The 26,778-nt window shown below is 66.8% G+C and carries 28 protein-coding genes and 1 tRNA gene; 14 read left to right on the top strand and 15 right to left on the bottom strand.

The window, feature by feature from the left end; all coding sequences use genetic code 11:
• From EXQ71_01180 to EXQ71_01170, 3 genes are all read left to right on the top strand, one after another.
• Complete coding sequence (locus tag EXQ71_01180) at positions 1 to 318, top strand: hypothetical protein (GenBank protein ID MSO86116.1); 318 nt, start codon at positions 1 to 3, stop codon at positions 316 to 318.
• A gap of 22 nt (positions 319 to 340) precedes the next feature.
• On the top strand, positions 341 to 643 hold the full coding sequence (locus EXQ71_01175; protein ID MSO86115.1) for a hypothetical protein: 303 nt from the start codon (positions 341 to 343) through the stop codon (positions 641 to 643).
• A 13-nt stretch (positions 644 to 656) separates the two neighbouring features.
• A tRNA-Leu gene (locus EXQ71_01170) sits at positions 657 to 745 on the top strand.
• A gap of 354 nt (positions 746 to 1,099) precedes the next feature.
• Here the strand turns inward: EXQ71_01170 and EXQ71_01165 are convergent.
• Positions 1,100 to 1,993, bottom strand: coding sequence for an LLM class flavin-dependent oxidoreductase (locus EXQ71_01165; protein MSO86114.1), 894 nt, complete (start codon positions 1,991 to 1,993; stop codon positions 1,100 to 1,102).
• A 57-nt stretch (positions 1,994 to 2,050) separates the two neighbouring features.
• On the opposite strand from EXQ71_01165, the gene EXQ71_01160 reads away from it, so the two are divergent.
• On the top strand, positions 2,051 to 2,824 hold the full coding sequence (locus tag EXQ71_01160) for an SDR family oxidoreductase (GenBank protein MSO86113.1): 774 nt from the start codon (positions 2,051 to 2,053) through the stop codon (positions 2,822 to 2,824).
• Here EXQ71_01160 and EXQ71_01155 read toward each other — a convergent pair.
• Positions 2,793 to 3,791: an EamA family transporter gene (locus tag EXQ71_01155; GenBank protein ID MSO86112.1), complete on the bottom strand. Its 999-nt coding sequence runs from the start codon at positions 3,789 to 3,791 to the stop codon at positions 2,793 to 2,795. The two genes, EXQ71_01160 and EXQ71_01155, sit on opposite strands and share 32 nt — an antisense overlap.
• Here EXQ71_01155 and EXQ71_01150 point away from each other — a divergent pair.
• Positions 3,790 to 5,349, top strand: a complete 1,560-nt coding sequence (locus tag EXQ71_01150) for an ABC-F family ATP-binding cassette domain-containing protein (protein MSO86111.1) — start codon at positions 3,790 to 3,792, stop codon at positions 5,347 to 5,349. The two genes, EXQ71_01155 and EXQ71_01150, sit on opposite strands and share 2 nt — an antisense overlap.
• A 19-nt stretch (positions 5,350 to 5,368) precedes the next feature.
• Here the strand turns inward: EXQ71_01150 and EXQ71_01145 are convergent, their stop codons facing one another.
• On the bottom strand, positions 5,369 to 7,003 hold the full coding sequence (locus EXQ71_01145) for a fumarate hydratase (GenBank protein MSO86110.1): 1,635 nt from the start codon (positions 7,001 to 7,003) through the stop codon (positions 5,369 to 5,371).
• A 37-nt stretch (positions 7,004 to 7,040) separates the two neighbouring features.
• On the opposite strand from EXQ71_01145, the gene EXQ71_01140 reads away from it, so the two are divergent.
• Complete coding sequence (locus EXQ71_01140) at positions 7,041 to 8,453, top strand: class II fumarate hydratase (GenBank protein MSO86109.1); 1,413 nt, start codon at positions 7,041 to 7,043, stop codon at positions 8,451 to 8,453.
• On the opposite strand, the gene EXQ71_01135 is transcribed toward EXQ71_01140, so the two are convergent.
• Positions 8,426 to 8,914 (bottom strand): hypothetical protein, encoded by a 489-nt coding sequence (locus tag EXQ71_01135; protein ID MSO86108.1) that lies wholly within the window; start codon positions 8,912 to 8,914, stop codon positions 8,426 to 8,428. The genes EXQ71_01140 and EXQ71_01135 overlap by 28 nt on opposite strands.
• Before the next feature lie 69 nt (positions 8,915 to 8,983).
• Between EXQ71_01135 and EXQ71_01130 the strand changes: the two genes are divergently transcribed.
• The 3 genes from EXQ71_01130 to EXQ71_01120 are packed head-to-tail and all read left to right on the top strand — an operon-like array spanning position 8,984 to position 10,780.
• Positions 8,984 to 9,436 (top strand): hypothetical protein, encoded by a 453-nt coding sequence (locus tag EXQ71_01130; GenBank protein MSO86107.1) that lies wholly within the window; start codon positions 8,984 to 8,986, stop codon positions 9,434 to 9,436.
• A gap of 50 nt (positions 9,437 to 9,486) precedes the next feature.
• Positions 9,487 to 10,311 carry a hypothetical protein gene (locus tag EXQ71_01125; protein ID MSO86106.1) on the top strand — a complete coding sequence of 275 codons (825 nt, stop codon included), beginning with the start codon at positions 9,487 to 9,489 and terminating at the stop codon, positions 10,309 to 10,311.
• A 10-nt stretch (positions 10,312 to 10,321) separates the two neighbouring features.
• Positions 10,322 to 10,780 (top strand): pyridoxamine 5'-phosphate oxidase, encoded by a 459-nt coding sequence (locus EXQ71_01120; GenBank protein ID MSO86105.1) that lies wholly within the window; start codon positions 10,322 to 10,324, stop codon positions 10,778 to 10,780.
• A 28-nt stretch (positions 10,781 to 10,808) separates the two neighbouring features.
• Here EXQ71_01120 and EXQ71_01115 read toward each other — a convergent pair whose 3' ends face one another.
• From EXQ71_01115 to EXQ71_01100, 4 genes are all read right to left on the bottom strand, one after another.
• Positions 10,809 to 11,171, bottom strand: coding sequence for a CrcB family protein (locus EXQ71_01115; GenBank protein MSO86104.1), 363 nt, complete (start codon positions 11,169 to 11,171; stop codon positions 10,809 to 10,811).
• A 46-nt stretch (positions 11,172 to 11,217) separates the two neighbouring features.
• Positions 11,218 to 12,096 (bottom strand): CoA ester lyase, encoded by an 879-nt coding sequence (locus EXQ71_01110; protein ID MSO86103.1) that lies wholly within the window; start codon positions 12,094 to 12,096, stop codon positions 11,218 to 11,220.
• On the bottom strand, positions 12,093 to 13,154 hold the full coding sequence (locus EXQ71_01105) for a CoA ester lyase (protein MSO86102.1): 1,062 nt from the start codon (positions 13,152 to 13,154) through the stop codon (positions 12,093 to 12,095). The genes EXQ71_01110 and EXQ71_01105 overlap by 4 nt, the downstream gene beginning before the upstream one ends.
• Positions 13,155 to 13,229: 75 nt before the next feature.
• Positions 13,230 to 14,807 carry an acyl-CoA dehydrogenase gene (locus tag EXQ71_01100; protein MSO86101.1) on the bottom strand — a complete coding sequence of 526 codons (1,578 nt, stop codon included), beginning with the start codon at positions 14,805 to 14,807 and terminating at the stop codon, positions 13,230 to 13,232.
• Positions 14,808 to 14,860: 53 nt separating this feature from the next.
• On the opposite strand from EXQ71_01100, the gene EXQ71_01095 reads away from it, so the two are divergent.
• Positions 14,861 to 16,855, top strand: coding sequence for an acyltransferase family protein (locus EXQ71_01095; GenBank protein ID MSO86100.1), 1,995 nt, complete (start codon positions 14,861 to 14,863; stop codon positions 16,853 to 16,855).
• 10 nt (positions 16,856 to 16,865) lie between these two features.
• Here the strand turns inward: EXQ71_01095 and EXQ71_01090 are convergent, their stop codons facing one another.
• The 6 genes from EXQ71_01090 to EXQ71_01065 form a co-directional block, all read right to left on the bottom strand.
• Complete coding sequence (locus EXQ71_01090; GenBank protein MSO86099.1) at positions 16,866 to 17,999, bottom strand: acyl-CoA dehydrogenase; 1,134 nt, start codon at positions 17,997 to 17,999, stop codon at positions 16,866 to 16,868.
• 38 nt (positions 18,000 to 18,037) lie between these two features.
• Positions 18,038 to 18,502: a hypothetical protein gene (locus EXQ71_01085; GenBank protein MSO86098.1), complete on the bottom strand. Its 465-nt coding sequence runs from the start codon at positions 18,500 to 18,502 to the stop codon at positions 18,038 to 18,040.
• Positions 18,503 to 18,519: 17 nt separating this feature from the next.
• Complete coding sequence (locus tag EXQ71_01080; protein MSO86097.1) at positions 18,520 to 19,053, bottom strand: hypothetical protein; 534 nt, start codon at positions 19,051 to 19,053, stop codon at positions 18,520 to 18,522.
• Entirely contained in the window at positions 19,050 to 20,216 is a 1,167-nt protein-coding gene (locus EXQ71_01075; protein ID MSO86096.1) for a CoA transferase, read from the bottom strand. Before EXQ71_01075 ends, EXQ71_01080 begins: the two co-directional genes overlap by 4 nt.
• Positions 20,217 to 20,221: 5 nt before the next feature.
• Positions 20,222 to 21,442, bottom strand: coding sequence for an acyl-CoA dehydrogenase (locus tag EXQ71_01070; GenBank protein MSO86095.1), 1,221 nt, complete (start codon positions 21,440 to 21,442; stop codon positions 20,222 to 20,224).
• 134 nt (positions 21,443 to 21,576) lie between these two features.
• Entirely contained in the window at positions 21,577 to 22,731 is a 1,155-nt protein-coding gene (locus tag EXQ71_01065; protein ID MSO86094.1) for a CoA transferase, read from the bottom strand.
• Positions 22,732 to 23,010: 279 nt separating this feature from the next.
• Here EXQ71_01065 and EXQ71_01060 point away from each other — a divergent pair, with 279 nt between their 5' ends.
• From EXQ71_01060 to EXQ71_01045, 4 genes are read left to right on the top strand one after another with little or no spacing between them, the layout of a single operon-like run.
• Positions 23,011 to 23,532 (top strand): MaoC family dehydratase, encoded by a 522-nt coding sequence (locus EXQ71_01060; GenBank protein MSO86093.1) that lies wholly within the window; start codon positions 23,011 to 23,013, stop codon positions 23,530 to 23,532.
• A gap of 40 nt (positions 23,533 to 23,572) precedes the next feature.
• Positions 23,573 to 24,292, top strand: a complete 720-nt coding sequence (locus EXQ71_01055; GenBank protein MSO86092.1) for an SGNH/GDSL hydrolase family protein — start codon at positions 23,573 to 23,575, stop codon at positions 24,290 to 24,292.
• Complete coding sequence (locus EXQ71_01050) at positions 24,292 to 25,041, top strand: methyltransferase domain-containing protein (GenBank protein MSO86091.1); 750 nt, start codon at positions 24,292 to 24,294, stop codon at positions 25,039 to 25,041. Before EXQ71_01055 ends, EXQ71_01050 begins: the two co-directional genes overlap by 1 nt.
• Before the next feature lie 32 nt (positions 25,042 to 25,073).
• The gene (locus EXQ71_01045) at positions 25,074 to 25,898 is read left to right on the top strand and encodes an A/G-specific adenine glycosylase (protein MSO86090.1); all 825 of its coding nucleotides are present in this window, start codon (positions 25,074 to 25,076) and stop codon (positions 25,896 to 25,898) included.
• A 6-nt stretch (positions 25,899 to 25,904) separates the two neighbouring features.
• Here EXQ71_01045 and EXQ71_01040 read toward each other — a convergent pair whose 3' ends face one another.
• Positions 25,905 to 26,777, bottom strand: a complete 873-nt coding sequence (locus EXQ71_01040) for an alpha/beta hydrolase (protein MSO86089.1) — start codon at positions 26,775 to 26,777, stop codon at positions 25,905 to 25,907.
• Position 26,778 lies beyond the last annotated feature (1 nt).

Genomic DNA, 26,778 nt, shown 5'->3' with positions numbered 1-26,778 from the left:
GTGATGCAGTCCTCCTCGCTCAACTTCGCTCGGGCCGTCCACGTCCTGGCCGCTTCCGCCCGTTCTCTTGGTCTCGTGGTGCCCGGGTTCCGCAGCCCTCCCCGACTCGTTGGGGTGCAACGATCAATCACGCGGTGGCCTGGTGGGGCCACGGTGGCGGTAGTGGTGCGGGGTCGACCCTGGCCCGCCGTGCAGTCCGATCTCGTGGAGGGCATTGTCGCCACCAATGGCCTGGTGAGCCCGGCCTCGGATCGGGCGAGAGCTGAGTTGTGGCGGGCTCTGGAGTCGCCCCCCGAACGCGACGAACAAGCGGCATGACTTCGCCCGGTACGGTTCTCGGGTGAAGTCTTGGCGCCTCCTGCTCTGCGACCTGGCGATCAACGATGTCCCCGTCGAGGTGACCTACGCCGATCTCTTCGTGGTCCTGCGGGAAGGCGACCATCGCCCTGGTCCCAACGACTGGGAGGCCACCGTGACTACACCGGATCGGCGCCACGTTCCCCCTGGTCGCCACCATCTGCACGCCCACACTCCCGACGGTCTTGTCCTGGCGGGCCCTGCGCTACTTCTCTTCAGTGACGGCCACCAACACCACTTACGCGGCGACGGCGCGCTGGTCGGCGTGGATGAGGCCCTAGCCTGAGGTAGTAGCCCCCGCCCGGGTGGCGCAAATGGTGGACGCGGAGGGCTTAAACCCCTCTGTCGCTTTGGCGACATGTGGGTTCGAATCCCACCCCGGGCACCGCACATCGAGCGCCCGACCCCCGGTGGCGCCGCGAACTCCTCGGAAGAGCTGACTACCCGATCTGCCATCGCGGCGGCAGGTATACCCGCCGCTGGGGTGCGCGTGAGTCCGCTCGTTCCGGATGGATTGCTCAGTCCATGGAGCCGCTAGGCCGGCGAGGGCTCACCGAGCGCGAAGACGGATACCCCGGCGGCCTCGTAGACGGGGGTGGTGAGGCTCGCCAGCGCGGTCAGGTCGGCGGCGCTGCCGTTGATCTTGTCGACGACGAGGTAGCGAACGCCGTAGCGCTTCGCGAGTGCTCGCAGGGTGTCTGGCGTGGGTTGAGCGAGGGCGGTTTCGTTGAGCCCGAGGCGATTAGTTCTGCAGGGGAAGGAGGGCTTCGGCCACCTCGGTGAGGTGCGGTTCCCAGTGGTCTGGTTCGGCCAGGGGAATCACGACGAACTTCGATCCGCCCGCCTCGATGTGTTCACCAATCATTTCCCGCAGGCGGTCCAGTCCGCTGGCGACCACCCGGCTTGGGTGAACATCGGGCCGCCGGGCGGCCAGACCGGCCACTACCGGGTCGGGAATGGGACCGTGGCAGTAGGGCAACACGGCGCCGAAATGCTCCGGGTCAAGGACGCGGCCGTGGTCGGCGGCGGTGGCCTGGATCACCGCGATGCCCTTCTGCACGTCCTCGGCTGTGCAGAACGACGGAAGCCACCCGTCGCCCAAGCGACCGCACCGCTTCATTTCCGACGGAGCGATGCCACCCAACCAGATCTCCAACGGGTCCTGCAGGGGAACGGGTCGCACCACCGCCTGGAGGTAGCGGTAGGCGGCGCCGTCATGGTCCACAGTCTCGCCCGCCCAGAACCGCCGCAGGAGAGGGAGCACCTCGTTGAAAATGTTGGCGCGATCTCCTCGCGCTACTCCGAAGGCCTGCTGCTCGCCGGGATCCACCGCTCCAAGGCCGAACGCTGACAACAGGCGTCCGTGCGCCAGGCGGTCAAGGGTGGCGAGTTGTTTGGCCAGGAGCATCGGGTTGCGGCCGGGTACGACCAACACGGAGAAGCCGAGTTTGATCTTGCTGGTCAACCCCGCCGCGATGCTGAGCCCCACGATGGGATCGGGACAGTGGCTCCCCACCCGTTCCGACAGCCAAAGCGAGTCGAATCGGTGGTTTTCCAAGCTGGTGACCAGGGTGGAGAACCCCTCCGCATCGCACGAGGCCCGCGTGCCCAGCCCGTACCCGATGCGCACCTTCATGGCTTCAGCCTGCCACGACTCCTCCCCCTGCCCTCGCCACCTCGTAAGTTCTGGGCCATGAGCACCATTGATCTCACTGCCCCGTTTCGTCTCGACGGACGCGTCGCCGTTGTTACCGGAGCCTCCAGCGGTCTCGGTGACCGCTTCGCTCGCGTGCTGCACGCGGCGGGCGCCACGGTAGTGGCAGCGGCCCGGCGCACGGACCGGTTGGAAGCCCTCGCCGCCGAACTCGGTGATCGCCTCGTCCCGATGACCTGCGATGTGTCCATCGACCATGACTGTGAGCAACTCATCGCGGCGGCGGTGGCTCGGGAAGGTCATCTTGATGTGTTGGTGAACAACGCCGGACTCGGTTTTCCCGTGGCCGCCGAGGACGAGGCAATCCAGGACTTTCGTCGCGTGGTGGATGTGAACCTGAACGCTCTGTTTCTGCTGAGCCAACTGGCGGGCCGCCACATGATCGAAGCGAGGTCGGGTTCGATCATCAACATCGCATCGGTGCTCGGCCAGGTGGCCTCGGCTCCGATCAAGCAGGCCTCCTATTGCGCCACCAAGGGAGCGGTGGTGAACCTCACGCGGGAACTGGCGGTGCAGTGGGCGCGCAAGGGCGTACGGGTCAACGCGTTGGCTCCCGGTTGGTTCCCCTCGGAGATGACCGAACTGATGTTTAGCGACGAAAGCGCCAATCAGTTCATGCGGCGCAACTGTCCGATGGCCCGTGCTGGCGACGCCCACGAACTCGACGGCGGATTGTTGTTTCTGGCCAGTGATGCCTCGTCTTACATGACCGGTCAGACCCTTACGATCGACGGAGGATGGGTGGCACGCTGAGCGTGAGGGCCCCCATGCCCGCCAGCACCAAAGCCATCCCGGCCAGGTGCGAGCGGGTGAGTTCTTCGTGGAGGACAATCACCCCCAACACCGATGCCGTGAGAGGGTCGGCGAGGGACAAGGTGGTGGCCGTGGCTACCGCCACCACCGCGATGCCCCGTCCGAACAGCAAGTAGGCCACCGCGAGGCTCATCAACCCAAGCCACAGCGCCATCGCCACGCCCACGCCCGACCACATCGGGCCAATGCCGGCTGCCAGGCCGAGGGGGAGCAGCAGTATGGCGCTGAGCAGAAAGGCCCAGGTCATCACCAGGTCGGGGTCGTGGTGGTCGGTGAGAGTCTTGGACCAAAGGGTGAACAGGGCGTAACTCGCCCCGGCCCCCACCGCCAGCGCAATCCCCACCGGGTTCACCCGGACTCCGTTGGTCTTGGTGGTGGCGAGCAAAGTGGCGCCCAGCAACGCCAAGACCGTGGCGATGCCCCAGCGCGGCGTCGGCCGTTCGCCGCGACCGAACCAGCCCACTAGTCCACCCCACAGCGGCCCCGACCCCACCCCCACCACCGTGCCGATGGCCACTCCGGCCAACCGCACGCCCCCGAAGAAGCAGAGTTGGTAGCTACTGATGGCCAGCGCGGCCAGCACGAGTGGTCGGCGCTGGAGGTGGCGAGCTCCGGCCCACAGACGACCTCGGCTGGCCGCGATGACCACGAGCACGACCGTGCCCACCACCGTGCGGGTGGCGCCCACCGCGATCGGACTGGCCCCGGCGGGGCCCAAGGCCTGCGCGGTGCCGTTGGTTCCCCAGAGGGTGGCGGCCGCCACCACGAGGAGTGCGGCCCGGGATTCTGAGGCCAACGCCATAGCGATCAAACCTAACGAGTTGGTCAACGGAGTGGGCGACTGTGACCATGGTGAGGTGCTGCAGGTTCGAGAACTCGCCGTAGAGGTTGGAGGCTCCGTCATCATGGACGGGGTCAGTTTCTCGATTCGCGCCCGGGACAAGGTGGGCTTGGTAGGCCGCAACGGAGCGGGCAAGACCAGCCTGCTCAAGGTGCTCGGCGGTGTCTCCGACCCCTTCGCCGGCGTGGTGAACCGCACCGGGGGGCTCGGGTACCTCCCTCAGGACCCGCGCCTCGACGGCGTTGACGATCAGATGCCCGCTATCCGCCACATCTTGTCCGGTCGCGGGTTCGACGAAGCCATGACCCGCATTGAAAAACTCCGGCTGCAGATGGAGGAAGACCCTTCGGAGCGAGCCGTCGAGCGGTTCGCCCGGGCCGAAGAGCAGTTTCGCGTGGATGGCGGGTATTCAGCGGAGAGCGAAGCGCTGCGCATCGCGGCGGGCCTGGGTCTCGAAGCCGACCGCCTCGAACTGCCGGTGGGGGCACTCTCGGGCGGGCAGCGGCGCCGGGTGGAGATTGCCCGGATCCTCTTCGCCGGCAGCGACGTCCTTCTCCTTGATGAGCCCACCAACCACCTGGACAGCGATGCCAAGGAGTGGCTGTTGGGCTTCATGCGTGGTTATCGGGGCGCGCTGTTGGTGATCAGCCACGACCTCGACCTGCTCGACGAAGCCATCACGCGCGTGTTGCATCTCGACCGATACGACGACGCCAGCCTCGGCGCCATGGAGGAATACAAGGGCACCTACACCGAGTACCTCGCCAACCGCGCCAAAGACGAGATCCGCCTGGCCAAGGTCGCTCAGCGCCAGGCCAAGGAGATCGATCGACTCCAAACCCTGGTGGACCGCTTCGGGGCCAAGGCCTCCAAGGCGTCGATGGCCCACAGCATCGAGAAGCGCATCGTGCGTTTGGAAGACACCAAGGTGGAGGTGTCGAAGGGGAATCGCTCGGTGCATGTGAAATTTCCGCCGCCGCCCCCTCCCGGTCGTCTCGTGCTCGATGGTGCGGGCCTAGCGGTGCGCTACGGCGACAACGAGGTGTTTCGCGATGTCGATTTTGCGCTGGAACGGGGAGAACGACTCCTCATCATGGGGCTCAACGGGGCCGGCAAGACCAGCCTGTTGCGGGTGCTCGCCGCCCAACGCCAGCCCGAGGAGGGCAGTTTCCGGCTAGGTCACAACGTGGTGGCGGGGTACTACGCCCAGGAGCACGAGGGCATCCAGGCGGGCCGGACCATCCTCGAGCACCTCCGGGAGCAGGTGCCCCACGCCGCCGACCCCGATCTGCGGGCCATCGTGGGGGCCATGGGCCTCACCGGCGACAAGGTCCACCAGGATGCCGGCACGCTCTCCGGCGGCGAGAAGACGAAACTGGCGCTGGCCATTCTCGTGGCGGGGCGGCACAACCTATTGCTGCTCGATGAACCCACCAACAACCTCGACCCGGGTTCGCGCCGGGCCGTGGCCGAAGGGTTGCGAGGCTGGCCGGGGAGCATCGTGTTGGTCAGTCACGACGCCGACTTCGTGCGCGACCTCGAACCCAACAAGGTGTTGCTCATGCCCGAGGGCACGCTCGACCACTGGGCCGAGGGCTATCTCGAGTTGGTGGAACTGGCCTGAGCGAACCGGGGCGGCGGGATCAGGTGATGGCCACCGGCGTGCTCACGAGGTCGAAGAAGTCGTGGCCCTTGTCGTCCACCACGATGAAAGCGGGGAAGTTCTCCACCTCGATCATCCAGATCGCCTCCATGCCCAACTCGGGATATTCGAGCACCTCCACCCGACGGATGCAGTCCTGCGCCAGCCGAGCGGCCGGGCCACCGATCGACCCGAGGTAGAAGCCGCCGTGGGCGGCGCAGGCATCGGTGACCGCTCGGCTCCGGTTCCCTTTGGCCAGCATCACCAGCGACCCACCGGCGGCTTGGAACTGCGCCACGTAGGAGTCCATCCGCCCGGCGGTGGTTGGTCCGAAGGATCCGCTGGCGTAGCCCTCGGGGGTTTTGGCGGGGCCGGCGTAGTAGACGCAGTGGTCCACGAGGTAGGCCGGCATTGCCTCGCCCGCATCGAGGCGTTCTTTGATCTTGGCGTGGGCCAGATCTCGGGCCACCACCATGGGCCCGCTGAGGGAGAGCCGGGTCTTCACGGGGTACCGGGATAGTTGGGCACGAATCTGGGCCATGGGCTGGTTGAGGTCGACGTGCACCACATCGGCGTCGACGAGGTCGTCCTGGGTGATCTCAGGGAGGTACTTCGCCGGGTCTTGCTCGAGTTGCTCAAGGAACACGCCCTGGCTGGTGATTTTGCCCAGAGCCTGACGGTCGGCGGAGCAGGACACCGCGATGGCGACCGGCAAGGAGGCCCCGTGGCGGGGGAGGCGCACCACGCGCACGTCGTGGCAGAAGTACTTCCCTCCGAACTGGGCCCCGATGCCAAATCCCTGGGTGAGGGTGAGCACATCGGCTTCGAGTTCGTGGTCGCGAAATCCGTGACCAAGGCGGGAGCCGGTAGTGGGGAGGGTGTCGAGGTAGTGCGCCGAGGCGTACTTCGCCGTCTTGAGGGCGAACTCCGCCGACGGACCGCCGATCACGATGGCGAGGTGGTACGGCGGGCAGGCCGAGGTGCCCAGGGTGCGGAGTTTCTCGTCGAGGAACTTCAGCATGGAGGGGCGATTCAGCACCGCTTTGGTCTCCTGATACAAGTAACTCTTGTTGGCGGAGCCCCCTCCCTTGGCCATGAAGAGCAACGTGTAGGCATCGCCGCCGGTGGCGTAGAGCTCAATCTGGGCTGGGAGGTTGGTACCGGTGTTGATCTCGTCCCACATCGTGATCGGAGCCATCTGGGAAAACCGCAGGGCCGACGTCTCGTACGTCTGTTGGATCCCCATGGTGATCGCCCGCTCGTCGTCGCCGCCGGTGAGCACCCGCTCACCGCGTTTGCCCATGACGATCGCCGTGCCGGTGTCTTGACACATGGGCAGCACCCCACCGGCGGCCACGTTGGCGTTCTTCAGCAGATCGATCGCCACGAAACGGTCGTTGGCCGAGGCCTCTGGATCGTCGATGATCCGTCGCAACTGGGCGAGGTGGCTGGGTCGAAGCCAATGGGCGATGTCGCGGAACGCCGTACGGGTGAGCAGGGTCAGGGCGTCGGGGGACACCTCGAGAAAACTCCGTCCGGCCGCTTCGATCGTCGCCACGCCCTCGGTGGTGAGGAGGCGGTAGGGCGTGTCGTCAGGACCAAGGGGGAGCAGTTCGGTGAAAGGGAGGTCACTCATCGCCCCTTAACGCTAGGCCCCTGCGTAGCGTGGGGTCATGTCGGACGACGGATTCCGGGTTGAGCACGACTCGATGGGCGAGGTTCGGGTGCCCTCCACGGCTCGGTGGGGGCCCCAAACGCAGCGAGCGGTGGAGAACTTCCCCGTGTCGGGAATGGTGATGGAGCCGTCTCTGATCCATGCCCTCGGCGCCATCAAGGCCGCCGCCGCGGAGGTGAACGTCTCCCTCCGAGTGCTAGCGCCCGAGGTAGGGGCGGCGGTGGCGGCGGCGGGCCGCGAAGTGGCCCGGGGGCAGTGGGACGACGAGTTTCCGGTCGACGTGTTTCAAACCGGATCGGGCACGTCGACCAACATGAACGCCAACGAAGTGATTGCCTTCCTCGCCGCCGAGCGTCTGGGTCGAGTGGTCCATCCCAACGACGACGTGAACGCCTCGCAGTCGTCCAACGACGTGTTTCCCTCCGCCATCCACCTGGCGGCGGTGATGACGGTGTCCCACGGTCTGCTGCCGGCCCTTGATCATCTCGCCGGAACGCTGCTCGCCAAAGCCCACCAATACGCCACCGTCGTGAAAGCCGGTCGTACCCACCTCATGGACGCGACGCCGGTGACCCTTGGCCAGGAGATGGGTGGCTATGCCGCCCAGATCAGCCAGGCCGGCGAACGGATTGCCGCCGCGGTGGTGGTGGTGGGGGAACTGCCGTTGGGGGGCACCGCCACCGGCACCGGCCTCAACGCCCCGCCGGGGTTTGCCGCTGCCGTGGTTTCCCTACTGGCTGAGCGAGGCAATGTGGTGCTGCGGGTGGCGCGTAACCATTTCGCCGCTCAAGGGGCTCAAGACGCGCTGGTGAGCCTGTCGGGAGAACTGCGGGCGCTGTCGGGGGCGCTCCTGAAGATTGCCAACGACCTACGCTGGATGGCGTCGGGCCCCACCTCCGGACTAGCGGAGATCCGCCTTCCCGACCTCCAGCCCGGGTCGTCGATCATGCCGGGCAAGGTGAACCCGGTGCTGCCCGAGGCCGTGAGCCAGGTGGTGGTCCAGGTATTTGGCAACGATGCCGCCATGGCCTTCGCCGGTAGTCAGGGCAGCTTCGAATTGAACGCCTTTCTGCCGGTGATGGCCCGTAATCTGTTGGAGTCCATCCGACTTCTCACCAACGTCACGCGCCTTTTTGCCGACCGCTGCATCAGCGGCCTGGAAGCGAACGAGGAACGGATGCGGCGGTATGCCGAGGCCACCCCCCAGGTGGCGGCGGCGCTCAATTCGGTGCTCGGCTACGACCAGGTGGCGGCACTGGTGCAAGAGTCGGCCAAGACCGGCCAAAGTATCCGTGAGCTAGTGATCGCCCGCCGGCTCATGGAAACTACCGAACTCGACGCCCGGCTCGATCTGCTCGGTCTTACTAAGGGGGCGGAGCCCGATCAGCCTGCGGCGGCGGCGCCGGCGTAGGGCGAGGGGTCGTGGGGTTCGGGGATGAGCGGCGAGGACCAACTCATGGCCTTGGCCAGGCTGGCCGCCACTGCTCGCCACTGGGGCGGATCCCAGCCCTCGGCGGCGCTGGCCACGTGCAGGTCGCCCTGAATCTGCACGAACGCTGGTAGTTCCTGGAGACCGAGGGCGCTGACGGCGGCACGGGTGGGGTCGGCGAAGGTGAGGATGGTCTTGGCCCACGGGCCGAGGAACTGGCGGGCCTCTTCGGCGGTTCCGGTGATGATGAAGGCGGCCCGGCAGTCGGCGCCGTTGAAGTGCGTGAGAATCCGTCCGGCGGTGGCGATAAGCCAGGCGCTCTCGTTGGTGAACGGGTCGAGCACCACGGCGGCCAACTGAAAGGTGGTCACCCAGCCTTTCACCGTGCGGGACTCGCCGTTGATGGGCGTAAGGGTGAGATCGGCAGGGGGGTCGGTCGCCACGAGTCCCGACGGTAGCGCGCTAGGTTCCGCGCGAGCAGATTCCGCCGAGCCTCTCTAAGGTCCTCCCGTATGGTCCTCGCCGTTTACGCCTCTCATTGGTACAACCTTTTGCTGATGGGCCACGTCTTTTCCTTCGCGGTGGCCTTCGCCCCGTTGGTGGGCTGGCGGGGTCGGTTCGGGACGCAGGCCCAGGGGGAGCTAGGAGCCAGCGGGGTAGCGGACCATCTGGCCCGCAATACACAATGGGTTCACCTGCCGGCCCTGGTAGTCACCGGCCTCCTCGGGCTGGCGCTGGTCTTCGCCTCCGGCTCGCCATGGGATTTCAGCCAAACCTGGCTGTCCCTGGCTCTGCTGCTGTGGCTGGCGCTGTGTGGGGTGGTGGGCGGCATTACCGGGCCGGCGCTGCGTCGCCTGGCGGCGGGAGAGGCCAGTGCCGGGCGGCAACTGCGATGGGGAAATGACATCGCCACCGTGGTCTTCCTGGCGCTTGGGTATCTCATGTTCTTCAAGCCCGGGGTCTAACGGCCGCGAAGGGGGAAGGGCGTTGGACCGAACCCCGGTAGGTTCAGGCAATGCATCCGATCGAGCGGCTCCGTTATGTGGCCCGAGCATCGGGGATCGATCAGGCCGTGCTGGTGCGCGAGACCGCCCAGGCCCTCGCCGCCTTTCATGATGATCCGGCCGGACTGGTGGCGGCCTGCCGACGCATCGTGGACCGCCATCCCACCTCTGGTCCGTTGTGGTGGCTGTGTGCGCGGGTGCTCACCTCGCCGGAAGGTCGGCGGGAGGCATGGCAAGCGGTCGACGACATCGACTCCGATCCCACTGGGCGCGAACTGGCCTTTGCCCTACCCGAAGATGGCACCGTGTGCGTGATCGGCTGGCCGGAGTTGGTGGGCGAGGCCCTGCCCGGTCGCGGCGACGTGGAGGTGCTGGCGGTCGATGTGCTGGGGGAGGGGAGCGGCCTCGTTCGTCGTTTGCAGCAGGCTGGTATCGATGCGGTAGACGTTGCCCCGGCCGGCCTCGCCGCCGCCGTGGTCCACTCCGAGGTCGTCTTGCTCGAGGCGGTGGCCTGCGGGCCCAGCGGATTTGTGGGGGTGAGCGGTTCCTACGCGGCCGCCGCAGTGGCCCAGGCGGCGGAGGTGCCCGTGTGGCTCACGGTGGGCGCCGGGCGCTTGTTGCCGCCGCGCATGTGGGAGGCCCTTGCCAATCGACGGGCCATCCGGCCCACGGATCCCTGGGACCTCGACGAAGAGGTGGTGCCGCTGTCCCTGGTGGACAAGGTATGCGGCCCGGCCGGTCTGGAGGCGCCCGCCGAAGCCGTCCGGCGCACCGATTGTCCCGTGGCTCCCGAACTCTTTGCTCCCGGTAACGCTCCGGGTACCTACAGGCAGTAGACAGAGATCTATGTCTCGTCGTGACCAGATCAAGATGACCGAAGCCGAGGTGGCCCAGTACCTCGATGGCCGCCACACGATGAACGTGGCCTCCTTCAACCACGATGGCACGATCCATCTGGTGGCCATGTGGTACGCCATGATCGACGGTGACGCCGTGTTCTGGACCTTCGGCAAGAGCCAGAAGATCCTCAACCTGCAGCGCGACTCGCGGGTGACCTGCCTGGTGGAAACTGGAGCCGACTACGAACACCTCATGGGCGTGGAGATCGTGGGCCGGGCCGAGGTCATCACCGACCACGACGCCATTATGGCGATCGGTGAAGCGGTCTACGAGCGCTACTTCGGTGAGGTCACTGAGGAGGTCCGGCCGCATGTGCACGCCACCGGCGCCAAGCGCTTCGGGGTGCGGATCACCGGTGAGCGCGTGGTGAGTTGGGACCACAACAAACTCGCCGGCGCCTACTGATCCTGGCCCCGGGTCCCCATCGACGGCCCTAGGCGAAGGTGCGAGCGGCGGCGTAGCCGGCGAAGGCGACGAGCACCCCACCACCCACCGACAGTGCCACGTAGCCCGCCGCGCTACCGATGCGATCGGCCCGCAGCAGTTCCTGGACCTCATAGGAGAACGCCGAGAACGTGGTGAAGGCGCCGAGGAAGCCGACGGCCAACGGTGTCGTGCGCGTATCGGACCAGCCCCGGAGGTCGCCGAGTTGCAAGATCACGCCGAGAGCGAACGAGCCGACGAGGTTGATACCCAAGGTGGACCACGGGAACGTCCGGGTGCCGAACCAGTTTCCCACGCCGTAACGGGTGAGCGCGCCAGCGGCACCGGCGACGGCCAACAGAGCGACCTTCATGTCCCGATGATGCCCCAAGCAGGGGTGGGTTGGGTGATCGAGGGGATTACGTGGTGCTGGCGTCGATAGCCTCGACAATGGCGAGGGTGCGCCGGGCGGCGTCGACGTGGAGGTTCTCCACCATGCGGCCATCGACGGTGACCACCCCCCGGCCCTCGGCTTGGGCTTCCTCGAAGGCGGCGATGACCCGACCCGCCTTGGTCACCTCCTCGGCGCTGGGAGCGAAGGTGATGTTGCACGGATCGACCTGGCTGGGGTGGATCAGGGTCTTGCCGTCGAAGCCGAGGTCGCGACCCTGTTCACATTCGGCCAGGAAACCGGCGGCATCGGTGATGTCGTTGTAGACGCCGTCGAGGATGATCTTGCCCGCCGCCCGAGCGGCCAGCAGGCACTGGCTCAGCCCGGCCAAAAGGGGTTGGCGACCCGGCACAGGGACGGCCTGGAGTTCCTTGGCGAGGTCGTTCGTGCCCATCACCAGCACCGTGAGACGCTCGGAACTGGTGGCGATTTCCAGGGCCGACAACATCGCAATGGGGGTTTCCAGCATCGCCCAGATCTGGGTGTGATCGGGGGCGCCTCCGGCTTCGAGGGCACGCTCGATCAGGTGTACGTCGGCCGCGGAGTTGATCTTGGGGATGACGATGGCGGCCGGACCGGCGGCCGCAATGGCGGCGAGGTCAGCCCCGTGCCACTCCGTACCGATGCCGTTGGCCCGGATGGCGATTTCCCGGGTGCCGTAATCGCCAGAGTTGGCGGCCTCGCAGACGCTCTGGCGGGCCGCCGGTTTGGCGTCGGGGGCCACCGCATCCTCGAGGTCCAAGATGAGGGCATCGGCGGGAATCGTCTGGGCCTTCTGAAGGGCCCGGGCGTTAGCCCCGGGCATGTAGAGGACCGAGCGCCGAGGCCGAGGGGCGGAGACGGTCATGCGTCGGCGGCCTGGGCGTACAGGGCGGCCAGGGCAGGGTCCTGGGCGGCGAGCTGTTCGGCCAAGTTGATCATGACCTGGCATTGCTTCACCGAGGCGTCGTCTTCCATCTTCCCCTCCAGCATCACGGCGCCGGTGCCGTCGCCCATGGCAGCGATCACGGCCCGGGCGTGGCGTACATCGGCGGGATCGGGGGAGAACACGCGCTTGGCGATGTCGATCTGTACCGGGTGCAGGCTCCACGCCCCCACGCAGCCCAGCAGGTAGGCGTTGCGGAACTGATCTTCGCAGGCCACCGTGTCTTTGATGTCCCCGAAGGGGCCGTAGAAGGCCAAGATGCCGTTGGCCTGACAGGCATCGACCATGCGGGCCACCGTGTAGTGCCACAGGTCCTGCTGGTGCGTGGTGCGAGGCCCGTGGATGTCGTCATCGCGAGGATCTTCCCGAACGAGGTAGCCGGGGTGGCCGCCCCCCACCCGGGTGGTTTTCATGCGCCGGTTGGCGGCGAGGTCGGCGGGGCCGAGCGAGAGGCCCTGCATGCGAGGGGAGGCGGCACAGATCTCCTCGACGTTGGCCACGCCACGGGCAGTTTCGAGGATGGCATGTACGAGGATCGGTCGGCGGAGGCCGGCCTTCGCTTCGAGTTGGGCGAGGAGTTGGTCCACGAAGTGGATGTCCTCGGCTCCTTCCACCTTGGGGATCATGATCACATCGAGTTTGTCGCCTACCTCGGTGACCGCGGTGATCAGGTCATCGAGCCCCCAGGGGGAGTCCAGTGAGTTGGTGCGGGTCCACAATTGGGTGTCCGAGGTAGTCCACCCCTGGCCCACCTCTACCAGGCCGGCGCGCGCCGCTTCTTTGTCGCTGGCGGGCACACCATCCTCCAGATTGCACAGGAGGATGTCGACGGTGGGCGCGATGGTGGGCACCTTGGCCACCATCTTGGGGTTGGAGCCCGGGAAGAAATGGATGACCCGGGAGGGTGGGAATGGGATCTCCCGCAGGGGCTCGGGGGCACCGACGGCGAGCGGGCGGAAGAAGTCCTTCGCAGAGCGCATCCCCCCACCCTAGAGAGGCGACGACTCCGCTTCCCAACGCCCGATCATCCCGGGCCATCTCCAGGGCCCTCGGCGCTAGGCCGTCTCGGCCATCCGCCGAGCGATCACCTTGAGGCAGAGGGTTTCGTCGGCACCCTCGAAGATCGAAAGCACCCGCGCGTCTACGAAGTATCGGCTCACGTCGTACTCCTCGGCGTAACCCATGCCGCCATGGATCTGCATGGCCTCTCGGGTCACCCATTCAGCGGCCTTACACACGTAGGCCTTCACCATGGCGGCTTCGAGGGCGCCTTCTCCCTTCGCCATCAGTCGGGCCACCGCGTAGGAGGCCTGACGGGATGCTTGGATGGTCACGGCCATGCGGGCCAACTTCACCTGCGTGAGTTGGAAGTCGACAATGGGCTGTCCGAACACCTTGCGGTCCTGGGCGTACTCGTAAGCCGCTTCGTAGGCGGCCTGCATGAGGCCGACGGCCCGGGCCGCGGTTTGGAGCCGCCCATTTTCGAAGCCGGCCATCTGGAGATAAAAGCCTTTGCCCAGCCCGTCGGTGCCTCCTACCAGGTTGGCCGCATCAACTTTCCAGGCATCGAAAGCGATTTCGTAGGAATGCATCCCGCGGTAGCCGATGGTGTCGATCGGACGGCCTTCCATCTTTCCGCCACCGGGCTGGGAGAGCACGAAGCCGTGGCCCTCGCCCCGCTCCTTGGGCACGATAAACATCGACAGGCCTCGGTGGGCGGTGCTGCGATCCGGATTGGTGCGAGCGAGCAGCATGAGCACATCAGCGCGGGCGGCAAAGGTGCACCAGGTCTTGACGCCGGTGATCAGCCAGCCATCCTCCACCTCGGTGGCGGCCACGGTGAGACCAGCCACATCGGATCCGTAATCGGGTTCGGTAACCGCCACGGCGTTCATCACCTCGGCGGTGGCCAGTTTCGGTAGCCACTCCAACTTCTGGGTCTCGGTGCCGCCTTTGAGAAGCGCCCGGGTGAGGATTTCCGGTCGCGTGATGAGGGACCCGCCGGCCCCGATGGAGCCGCGCGAGAGTTCTTCGGTGGCCACCACCATGGCGATGTATTCGGACTCCCCGCCGCTTCCGTAGCCGCCGTACTCCTCAGGGATCGACAGGCCGAAGGCGCCCATGTCGGCCAGTCCGGAAATGATGTCCTCGGGGATGTCGGCGTTGTGGCGGTGGATGTGCTCGGCGATGGGTTTGAGCTTCTGATCGGCGAAGCGGCGGAACGTGTCCTGCACGAGTTCGAAGTCGTCGTCGAGGTGGCGGGGGCCCTCCTGTCCTGCCAAACCGGCCAGAAAGACCGGGTCGCGGTAGACGCCACAGAAGGGGCGGGCCTCGTCCAAGGCGGTGGGGTCGATGCCCCAGGTGGCCTCCCGGCCAAACAGGCGGCTGGCCAGTTCGCCCACCACATCGGCCATGAACGCGCAGGTGAGGGCGGCCTCGGTTTCCCCGAATGCTCCGTATTCGAGCATGGAACGGGCCGCTTCTAGGGCGGCGGCCGCATGGGCGAGGTCGTAGGCGAGGGCCTGCGCCACATCGGGCCCACCGCTCGACGCGAGGGTGGCGGTTCCTTGCCGCACCACCCGTTGGGCCAGTTCCAAGACGTTTGCTGCCGCGATGAGGTCAAGCTCAGCCATGCTGCGCACGTTAGTGATGAGCACCGCCGGCGGCGGCATCGTGCGAGCCGCTACTGCCGGGCGGGTACCCTGCGCCGGTCGACACGTCCACTTCTCTCCGTTTCCCACACCTGCGAGCCCTCGATGGGTTACGCGGCGTGGCGGTGGCGTTGGTGGTGGCCTATCACGTGGCCCCCGCCGCGGTGCCCGGCGGGTTTCTCGGTGTCGACGTGTTTTTTGTGCTCTCTGGCTTTCTCATCACGTCCTTGTTGCTCGACGAGGCCCGTGCCGAAGCCTCGATCGACATCGCCACCTTCTACGTGCGCCGGTTGCGCCGATTGGCCCCGGCCCTGCTGGTTCTGCTGGCGGCGGGCGCGCTCTACGCCGAGGTGTGGGCGGCCCCGGGTGAAGTGGGCCGACTGCGCAACCACTCGCTCTGGTCGTTGGGGTACCTCGCCAACTGGCGGTTCATTGCCGATGGCACCACTTACACCGACCTCGTGGTGGGCCAGTCTCCGCTCCGCCATACATGGTCGCTGGCCATCGAGGAGCAGTTTTACGTGGTGTTTCCGCTGGTGGTGGTGCTCATCGGATGGGCCAGCCGATGGTCCTTTCCCCGTTGGCGACGGGGGGTGTTCGGGGTGGCCGTGGTGGGCGCGTTGGCGAGTGCCGGCTGGATGGCGGTTCGCTGGAGCGGGGTGGGCAACGCCTCCCGCGGGTATTTCGGTACCGATACCCGAGTGCACTCGCTCCTCGTGGGGGTAGCGCTCGGAGCGGTGTTGCTCGGTCGACCCCCGCGCCAGGGGGCTCGGGGGAGGGTGGCGGCATCGGCGGCGGCGGTGGGGTTCGTGGTGATGGTGGTAGCGGTGGTCAACAGCCGCGAGGCATCGAGCGTGCTCCAGCACGGCGGATTTCTCATCGTGGCCCTGGCTATGGCGGGCATCATCAGTGGGATCGAGGGCGCACCCTGGCTGCGCCGGGGGTTGTCGCTGCGGCCCCTCGTTGCCCTTGGGGTGATCTCCTACGGTGTCTACCTCTGGCACTGGCCGATCATCGTGGTGGTGAATGAGACGCGCACCGGGCTGAGCGGAGTGATGCTCGGACTGCTGCAGATCGCTCTCACCCTTACGGTCGCCACTCTGTCGTACCGGCTGGTGGAGCGACCCGTGCGGCAAGGTGCGCTCTCCCGGCGGCTCGGGCGAGCGTCGTGGGTGATGTTGCCGGTGGGGGTGGTGTCGGTAGTGGCGCTGGTGGTGGTCGCCACGGTGGCGACCCCCTCGAGGGATCAGTCAGCCGCCGGCGACCGGTTTGTTCCCGCCGTGGATGCTCCGGCGCCCCCCATAGTGCCTCTGCCGGTGGAGGTGGTCATCTTCGGCGACTCAGTGGCCCACACGATCGCCGGTGGGACCGTGGGGGCTTTTCCCGTGTTCGACCCCTGGACCCCCGATCAGAGTCCCTTTGATCCGCAACAGGTCGTGTTGTCGAGCGTGGCCAAGCCCGCCTGCGCCTTTCTTCCCGGCGGCACTCTGAACGTCAACCTCGGGGCCGCCGACCTCAGTGCGTTCTGTGGGGATTGGCGTGGCGATGTACGCGCCGCGCTCGCCGCCCGCCCCGGGGCGGTGCTGATCGTGGCGTTGACCAACGACGCATCGAGTCGCCTGATCGATGGGGACGTGGTGGCCCTAGGGTCCGCCGCCCACACCGACCTGTTGGCTGAGTTGCTCAACGAGCTCCAGGTGGCGGCCGAGGCCAACGGTGGCCACTTGGCCCTTGTGGTACTGCCTCCCCGGGTAGGGGCCGCCGCCAATGCCCTTGATGTCGGGGGCCAGCGCGAGGTGGCCATGCGAGCCGAGTTGCTGGCGTACGGCCAGGCCCACCCGGGCGTTCGAGTACTCGATCTTTTTGAGCAGATTTGTCCGGCCAACAACTGTGACCGTCCGGCCCGCGAGTTCGATCCCCGCTGGCGCTACGACGGGCTGCATTTTTCGCGGGTCGGGGCCGGTTGGGTAGCCCAGTGGATCGCCGAGCAGCTCACCACCGTCCCCGTGAACCCTGCGGTAGGCGGGTGACGGGTCGGGTTCAGGCCGGCTGGTCGAGCACGGTGGCGGCCACCATTTCGCGCAGGGTCACATCATCGAGCCAGGCTACCTGCAGGGTTTTGGCCCGGCGGAAGTAGAGTTGGATGTCGTAGTCAAGGGTGAAGCCCACCCCGCCGAAGACTTGCTGGGCCATGGCGGTGCCGTTGCGGAAGGTCTGCCCGGCGAACAGTTTGGCCATGGGAGCCAGTGCGTCGATTGGGGTGTGGTTGGCCAAGGCCCACGCCGCCTCGTACACGAGGATGCGCCCACCGTTGACGTCGGTGGCGGCGTCGGCGAGATAGTGAGAGATGGCTTGGAACGCGCCGAGTGGCTTGTCGAACTGTTGGCGATCCTTGGCGTACTGAACGGTGATCTCCAGGGCGTAACCGGCGCCCCCGATGGCCTGCGCAGCCAGGAACACCAACCCCTCCAAGCGCACCGCCTCCCAGGCAGCCCAACCGCTTCCCGGGTCGCCCAGGCGGTCGGTCGCGGGCACCCGCACCCCGGCCAGGTGCACCTGGTACTGGCAGTCGGAGGCCAGGCTGAACTGTTGCGTGAGGGTGACCCCGGGGGCCGCGGGATCCACGACGAAGAGATCCACGTCGGCGGGGGAGGGGCCGGTGCGGGCCAGGACGACCAACTGGGTGGCGGCGGCCGCAAAGGGGACGTGCCACTTCGTGCCGTCCAGGACGAAGCCGTCGCCGTCGGCGGTGGCGGTGGTCTGCACGCCCCGGGGGCCGAAGCCGCCGTTGGGCTCAAGCGAGGCCGTGGTGATGATGGCGTCGCCGGTGGCGATGGCGGGTAGCCACTGTTGTTTCTGGCGGTCGGACCCCTGTCGCAGGAGTAGACCGGCGGCCACGATGGCGCTCACGAAGTGCGGTGAGGGAGCCAGGGCCCGTCCCAACTCCTCGTAGACCACCGCTCCTTCAAGGGCCGTCATGCCCGACCCGCCGTATGGCTCCGGGATCATCAGCCCGGTTAGATCCAGGGCCGCTAGTTGGGTCCAGAACTCCGCCGGGTAGCCGATGGGGTCGTCCTCCATGGCGCGCACGGTGTCGAGGGATGCGTACGTGCTGCAGACGCCTCGTACGAGATCACGCAGCATGTTTTGTTCTTCGGAGAATTCCAGATTCATGGTTCAGTCCTCAGGTGGGCGCTTCGACGGGAAAGGGGTCAGGGGAGCCAGTGCTCGCCGCGACGGTCCCAGGGGTTGTCATCGCGGGAGGTGGGTAGGGCCACTGCCACGGAGCAGTGGGTTTTGGTTTCACCCTCGACGGCGAGGGTCACCAGCAAGTGGGCCCATCCGCAGCCAACGGCATCGGTAGCCACTGTTTCCACGCTGGCGCTGAACACCATGCGGTCGCCGGGGTACACGGATCCCAACATCCGGAACTTCATGCGGCCAAGGCGCCCGGTCGGGCCCGTCCAGTCGGTGACGTAGCGCTCGAACCAGGCGGCCTGATTCGGGGTGTTCATGAAAATGTTCTGGGTGCCGTTGCGGTGGACGGCGAAGTCGTAGTCGTGGTGCATCGGCCGCCAGTCGCGCGCCGCTAACGCGCCGAGCACGATGGTGGTGGCGGTTACGTCATAGGCGAGGTCGGCCACGCGGTCTCCGGCGTGCACATCGCCCAGGAGCAGGGTGGCGGCGGCTGCGGTCATGAGGTGTCCCGTCGGTAACCAAATCCGGTGTAGGTCTCGACGCCCACCAGGGCATCGTGCTGGTTCAGATACTCCACATCGATCACCCAAAACCGGCCGGTGCCGAGTTTGGTGGTTTTGGGGCCGCTGACCGACCTCAGAATCTGTCTGGTCTTGAGCACATCCCCGGGCCGCACCGGATCGTGGAACACGATGGTGTTGTCGGTCATCACCGCTTCGGGCAGATCGAAGGTGACCTTGAGGTCGAAGTGCACCTGGAGGGGGAGTGCCTCCTCGGTGCGGCCGGGGGCCCAGTGGTGGGGCCGAAACCAGACCGAGATCATCGTGGGTGGGGCGATCGGTCCGTTGGTGAGCGCGCTCGCCACCTTCGGGTCCCAGAACAGAGGGTTGCCGTTCTCGACCGATGCGCACGAGGTGGCGATGTAACCCTGCTCCACCGGGAAGTCGCCGAGGGTCTCGTACTGAATCTGACCTATGAGGTCGGCCACGGTGGCGGGAAGGGCGGGGTCCAGAGGGGTCTGATCGCTCATGCGGCCACGCCTTGGGCGATGAGGGCGGCGATGGCGTCGGCGTCGTAGCCGGCCTCGGTGAGCAAGGCATCGGTGTCGGTCAGCGTGGCATCTCGGATCACCGGAGCGGCCTGGTCATGGGCCATGCCCGCCAGCGGAAAGCCCACCTGCTCGAAGGCAGGATCGTGGGGCCGGTGGGCGGTGATGATGGTGTCGCGTGCTCGATACTGCTCGTCTTCCACGAGTTCGGGGACGGTGGCGACGGGGGAGACGCAGGTGTCGGCCGGAGCGAGGATCTCCACCCAGTCGGCCATGGTGCGGCCGGCGAAGGCGATGGCGAAGGCGCCTCGAATCTCGTCCTGAACGGCGTCGTCGAGTTGGTGGTCGAGCCACTGCTCGCAGCCCAAGGCGCGGCAGAGGTTGGCGTAGAAGCGTGGCTCGATGGCGCCCACCGCCACCCACCGGTCGTCTTGGCAGCGGTAGAGGTCGTAGCAGGCGTAACGCCCGGTGAGGATGTTGTGGCCGGGCCCGGGCACGGTTCCGGTGGCTAGGTATTCGTCGATGGGGAGCGACATGAGGGCGATCACGCCGTCGGCCACCGCCACATCGAGATGCTGGGCCTCCCCGGTGTGTTGGCGATGCACCACCGCGGCCAGGATCGACATGACGGCGTGCATGCCCCCTGCCGCGCTATCGGCCACCGTGGCGCCGGGCAGGGCCGGGCCCCCGAGGGCGGTGCGACCCGAGCAGTCGAGATATCCGCCGACGGCCAGGTAGTTGATGTCGTGCCCCGCCCACTGGCTTTTGGGGCCGGTCTGTCCGTAGCCGGTGGTGGAGCAATAGACGATGTCGCTCTTCACCGCCCGCACGTCGGTGAAGCCAATACCGAGACGATCCACCACGCCGGGTCGGAAACTCTCGATCACCACGTCGGCCAGGGAAGCCAACTTCAGGAAGGCGTCGCGCCCCTCGGCGGCCTTGAGGTCCAGTTGGGCTCGTTCCATGCCTCGGTGTCCGCCGTAGGCGTAGAAGGGCGGCACGATCTGAACGCCGGATTGCTGCGGCGGCGGTCCCACCTTGATTACCCGGGCACCGAAGTCGGCCAGCCAGCGTGAGGTGCGAGCGGCCGGGCCCACACTGGCGAGGTCGACGACGGTGAGGCCGGAGAGGAGCGAGGACGTCATGAGGGTCAGAAATTCTTCGGGAGTCCGAGACCCCGGCGGGCGATGACGTTCTTCTGGATCTCCGAGGACCCTCCGCCGATGGTGTCGATCACGGTGTAGCGGTAGGTACTCTCGGCCCGTCCCTCCATGGGGGCGTCGGCCGTTTTCACCCGCAACTGCGTGCCGGGGGCACCGATGTCCATGGAGGCATCAGCCAAGCGGCGGGAGAACTCGGTGGCAAACAGTTTGTATTGCGAGGACTCCACGGTGGGCGGCGGGGTGCCCGCTACGGCATCGGCCTTCATCGACTCCGCCACCACCCGCAGGCCCATCACCCGAGCCACCTCCGCCTCGGTGGCCAACTGGCCGATGCGCTGGCGGATGATGGGATCGTTCTTGAGGGGTTCGGCATCGCGGGTGCCGGTGCGCACGTGGTCGCACAGCAGGTCAAGGCGCTGCTTGATGGGGGCGAAGGTGAACATGGTGAAGCGTTCGAGGTCGAGGGCCTGCGAGATGTACTGGAAGCCCGAGTTGACCTCTCCCACCACGTAGTCATCGGGCACGAATACGTCATCGATGAACACCTCATTGGTGCGTTCATCGCCCATGGGGACCCCGCCCATGGTGTCGATCTTGTTGATGGTGATGCCCGGCTGATCCAGCGGCACCAGCATGAGGGTGATGCCGCGGTGCTTGTTGTCGGGGTCGGTGCGAACTCCGAGCCAATACCACTCCGCGAAGTGGGCCGAGGTGGTCCAGGTCTTTTGGCCGTTGAGGATCCATCCGGTCTGGCCGTCGCGCTCGCCGCGCTCGCCCTTTAGCCGCATGGCGGCGGCGTCGGAGCCGGCATCGGGCTCGGAGTAGCCCACCGCGAACTCCACCTCGTTGCGGAGGATCTTCGGGAGGAAGGTTTCCTTCAAGAAGTCGTTTCCGTGGGCGATCAGCGTCTTGCCGATGATGCCGACGCCCTTGCCGATCTGTGGGCCACCGCGACCGGCTAAGCGTTCGTTGAGGAGGTATTCGTACACCCCTTCGCCATCGGACCCGCCGTATTCGGCGGGCCAGGTCATGCCGAGCCAGCCCCTCTCGCCGAGCAGCGCCATGAAGGCTCGGCGCGGTGGCGTATCCACGATCTGGGCCATGTTCTCCCGCGTCACGTCGAACACCTCAGGGTCATCATGGGCATCCAGGAAGGCCTCTACCTCCTTGATGAACGCCTGCTGTTCGGGGGAGAACTCGAAGTCCATGGTTGCTCCTGGGGACGGGGGTGTGGTGCGGTTGACCCGAATCTGACGGATCGTCAGATTACCCGTGATCGTAGTGCGCGATGGTGGCAAGATAAACCGAGGAGCCCGCCAGGGGCGGGGGAGCGGCGCGTCGGTTAGCCGATCACGCCGCGGGACCGCAGGGCGGCGAGGCGGTCAACGCTCAAGCCGAGTTCGGCGGTGAGCACTTCGTCGGTGTGTTCGCCCAGCCAGGGCACCCGGGTCTCAGGGCCTTCGGCCATCTTGGAAAGTTTCACCGGGTTACCGGGCACTATGACCGGCTCAGCACCGTCGGGGCGGGGCATCTCAACGAGCATGTGGTGGGCGGCGAGATGCGGATCAGCGATCACCTCGGGGGCGGTCTGGCTCGGACCGGCCGCGATGCCCGCGGCGGCCAGCGCGACGGCGGCCTCGGCCCGGGTGCGGGTGGAGGACCACGCTTCCACCGCCGGTCGGATGATCTCTTCGAGGTGGCGTTCCCATCCGTAGCGGTCGGCGAAGCGAGGGTCCTCCCGCCACTGCGGCTGTCCGATGACCTCGGCGAGTTTTTCGAACTGATGCTCACGTACCACCTGCAGCACGACGTAGCCGTCGGAGCATCGGAATCCGGCGCAAATGACACCGATGGGCGTGGTGCCATCCGGTCGGTTACCTAACGACCACAGGTTGGTGACGATGTCGGTCATGGCCACCATGGCGTCGAGCATGGCGACATCTACATGCTGGCCTTCCCCGGTCTGATCGCGTTGGCGCAGGGCAGTCAGAATCCCGATCACCACGAACAGGGCGCTGCTGATGTCGCCCAGGGCACCCACCGGGATGGTGGTGGGGGGGCCATCGGGGTTCTTATAGGCGTAAATCCCAGACATGGCTTCCACGATGGCGGCGTACGCAGGCCAGTCGCGGTAGGGGCTGTCGTGGCCGAATCCCGACAGCGACACATGGATCACGGTGGGGTGGCGTTCGGCGATGACGTCATAGCCCAGGCCGAGGCGGTCGAGGGTGCCGGCCTTGAAGTTCTCGGCCACCACGTCGAAGTGTTGGACAAGTTCCAAGAATAGTTCCCGGCCTTCGGGACTCTTCAGGTCCAATCCCACGCTGCGCTTGTTGAAGTTGTTCCGCAGGAACGTGGCCCCCACTCGGGCGCCGTTGGGGTCGAGCAGGAACGGACTCGATGCTCGGCCCGAGTCGCCGCTGGTGGGGTGCTCCACCTTCACCACGTCGGCCCCCAATCGGGCCAGCAACTGCGTGGCAAAGGGCATGGCCTGCATCTGTTCGGCGGCCAGAATGCGCACCCCCTCGAGCGGCTTGCCGTATCCCTGGGCCCCTGCATTGGCGATGTCTCCGAGTTTCACCGTGGCCTCCTAGCGGTCGATTCCGGCGCTGGCTCAGGCTAGGGCCTGGCCACCGGTGCAAAGGGGTGCGCCCACAATCGTGGCGGCGGGGAGGCGCCGACACCCTCGACGGCCGGTGGCGATTTCGCTTCGGGGGGTACCTCTTCTACCGTAAGGCCGCAGAGTGAGTTGAAACAAAGGAGGCGCAGCACCACGATGACCACGTTCGACCGCCCCTTCGGCCGCCACCTCGAAGACTTTACGCCCGGCGACCTTTACAAGCACTGGCCCGGCAAGACCATCACCGAGTACGACGACCACCTCTTCTGCATGATCACAATGAACCACCATCCGTTGCACACCAACGCATGGTTTGCGGAGAACGAGTCGGTGCAGAAGCAGAATGTGGTGGTGGGGAACCTCGTGTACTCCCTGGTCCTGGGTATGAGCGTGCCCGACGTGAGCGGAGCGGCCATCGCCAACCTCGAGGTCGAGTCGCTTCGTCACCCCCGGCCTACCTTCCACGGTGACACCATTTACGCCGTCACCAAGGTGCTCGCCGTCAAGGAGACCTCCGCCGGTGATCGCGGCATCGTGACCGTGGAGACCAAAGGCATCAACCAGCGCTCTGAAGAGGTCTGCTCTTTTCGCCGCAAGTTGATGGTGTGGAAGCGCGACAGCGCGCCACCGCGTCAGTTCCCCTACGACGACAACTCGATCTTCAGCGACGGCGAGTAACGGATTGCGCCGGGGGTTTCGAGGAGCCGCCGTCGGTCTCGTGGTGCTGCCACTGGCCGCGCTGATGCTGCTGGGGGTAGAGGTACAACTCGCTCGGACCGGCCGCAACCTCCCCGATCGGCCGCCGTTCGACCTTGACGGTGCCGTCGGTGGCCGCGCCGGGGTTCCCCTGCGGATGGTCTGGATGGGCGATTCCACCGCGGCGGGGGTGGGGGCCACCAATGCCGACCATGCCCTACCCAACCTGGTGGCCGTGGGCCTTCACCGCCCGGTGGAGGTCACTAGCCTGGCCGTCTCTGGGGCCCGGGTGGCCGATGTGGTGCAAGACCAAGTGGGTGGCCTCGCCGCGTTGGATCCCGATGTGGTGCTGGTGAGTGTCGGCGGTAACGACGTGGTGCACCTCACCTCCCGGGCCAACTTCCGTGACCGCTACGATGCGCTGGTGGCGGCGATCCCCTCTGGTGTGCTCCTCGTGGTGTTGGGTGTGCCCGACATGGGGGCGCCCCCGCGATATCGACAGCCTCTGCGAGACATTGCCGCCTTTCGCGGTCGCCAACTCGGGGCCGTCGCCCGCTCGGCGGCCGCCGAAAACGCGGCGGTGTTCGTGGACATCGCCGGTGAAACGGGTCCGGTGATGCGCTCTGATACGGGGCGCTACTTCGCCGCCGACCGATACCACCCGAGCGATGCCGGCTACGCCTTGTGGGCCACGGCCACCGGGGTGCCGCTACGCGCCGCCTTGCGGGAACGAACCCTCTGATGGCGATCGACAATCTGGCCGCTCGCGGCTTTGAAGCGGGGGCGGCGGCCTACGAAATGGCCCGGCCGGGCTATCCCGATGCGGCTCTCGCCTTGCTGGTGGAGGAGTTCGGTCTGGGCGAGGGCATGGTCGTGTGCGATCTGGGGGCTGGCACGGGAAAGCTCACTCGGCGCTTGGTGGAAACCGGCGCCGATGTCGTGGCGGTTGAGCCGGTGGAAGGAATGCGCCGGCAGTTGGCGGCGGTGCTGCCGGGGGTGGAAGCGGTGGATGGCACCGCTGAGGCGATCCCGCGACCGGACGCATCGATTGATGTCCTCACCGTGGCCCACGCGTTCCACTGGTTCGACGCCCCCGTGGCGCTCAGGGAGATCGCCCGGGTGCTGCGGCCGGGCGGGGGTCTGGCCCTGTTGTGGAACGAGCGGGACGAGTCCTCTGCGTGGGTGGCGGAGATGAGTCGCATCATCAAGTGGCACGAGCGCACGGTGTCTCGCTACCAACACGTAAATTGGGCCACCGTGGTGGAGGAGTCGGGCCACTTCGACGGCCTCCAGGAGCGCACCGTGGCCTGGGACCAGATGATGACGAGCGAGGTCCTCGGAGAGCGGGTGCGCTCCATTAGCTACATCGCCGTGATGCCCCTGCCCGAGCGGGAGCGGCTGGTTGCTGAGGTCATCAGTCTGGTCAGCCGCCTGCCGGAACCCTTCCCGATGCCCTACACCTGCCGGGTGCAGTGGTGTCGAGCCCTCTGACAACCCGCCCGCGAAGCCTGCTGGCCTGGGGCATGGAATGGCGCCGTGATCTGCCCTGGCGACCGACGCGAGATCCGTGGGGCATTCTCGTGTGCGAGGTCATGGCGCAGCAGACGCAGGTGGCGCGAGTGGCGCAACGCTGGGGTCCGTTTCTGGCCCGATTTCCTACTCCGGCCGCCATGGCGAGGGAGCCAGCCGCCGAGGTGGTCCGCTGGTGGAGCGGCCTGGGTTACAACCGCCGGGCTCTGAACCTCCACCGGGGCGCCACGGTGATTGTCGAGCAGCATGGCGGAGTGCTGCCCGATGACCTCAAGGGCCTCTTGGCGCTTCCGGGGGTTGGTCCCTACACGGCTCGGGCGGTGTTGGCGTTCGCTTTCGAGCGAGATGTGGGCATCGTGGATACCAACACGGCTCGGGTCTTGGCCCGTTGGGCGGGCGAGCGTCTCGGGCCGGTCGCGGTCCAGTACGCGGCCGATGAGGCCGTTCCGGCGGGGCAGGCATGGACGTGGAACCAGGCGATGCTTGACCTCGGTGCCACCGTGTGTCTGCGGCGGGTTCCTCGCTGTGGGGAGTGTCCGGTGACGGCGGGATGCGCGTGGCATTCGTCGGGTCGGCTGGATCCGGATCCTGCCGAGGGCACCACGGGGGTGTCGGTCGGGCAGCCCACCTTCTCGGGCAGTGATCGCCAAGGCCGCGGTGCATTGGTGGCGGCGTTGCGCCTCGGCGAGGTCGCGCTGGCCGAGGTGGCGGCGACGATGGGATGGCCCGAGGACCCCGAGCGGGCCCAGCGCGTGGCGGGCACGCTCATCGACGATGGGCTGGTGTGTCGGCAGGGCGAAGGCTACGCCCTGGCCTGAGGTGGCTCAGCCAATGAGATGGTCCACGATCAGCCGGTTCACCTCGGTGGGCTTTTCGAGGTGGAGGAAGTGACCGGTTCCGTCGACCACCTCCATGCGAGAGCCGGCGGAGGTGAGGAAGTCGGCCCCGGCCTCGGCCACCTCGATGCCCATACAGCCGTCGTTGCGACCGTGGAGATAGAGAGTGGGTTGGGAGGTTATGTCGTTCCCCTTGTTCTGGATCTCGGCCAGAGCGGGATCCACCCCCACCCCGCTGAGGGTGGCGCGGTAGTACCCGAGCGCAGCGGCCAGATTGGCTGGATCGCGCAGCGCGTTTTTCACTCCGACAAGGTCTTCGGTGGCGTCGTAGCCGGGGGACCAGTCCGCCCACAGCGCATCGATGAAGGAGAGGTCCTCCATCCCCACCACGATGTCGGCCAGACCGTGCTGGAAGAAGAACATGTACCAACTCTTCTTGAGTTGGGGGTAGGTGAGGAAACTGCTGGTCACTGCGCCGGCCGGTGGTACGGCCATGGCTACGACGCGCTTCCATCGCTCGGGTTCGTGATTTGCCGCGATGTAGGTGGCCATCGCCCCCCAGTCGTGGCCAACGATCACCGCCTGATCGTCACCGCCGAGCGCCTCATGAAGCGCCCCCGCGTCGAGCGCCAATGCGGCCGTTTGGAATCGGGCGTCGCTGGGTACGGCAGTGGGCGCGTAGCCGCGCATGAAGGGGGCGACGGCGTGGAACCCGGCCGCCGCTAGTGCGGGAAGGAGGTGCCGGTAGGTGTGGGCGGAATCAGGAAATCCATGGAGGCAAAGCGCCAGTGGACCTGTGCCGGCCTCCAAGTAGGCGAAGTCAAGATCGTTAGCGGTGGTGTGACCTTCAGCGATGGACATG

The sequence above is a fragment of the Acidimicrobiia bacterium genome (assembly GCA_009694375.1).
Classification (GTDB): Bacteria; Actinomycetota; Acidimicrobiia; order Acidimicrobiales; family VFJN01; genus VFJN01.
Note: the sequence above shows the minus strand (reverse complement) of the source record. Positions and strands in the feature narration are given on the sequence as shown.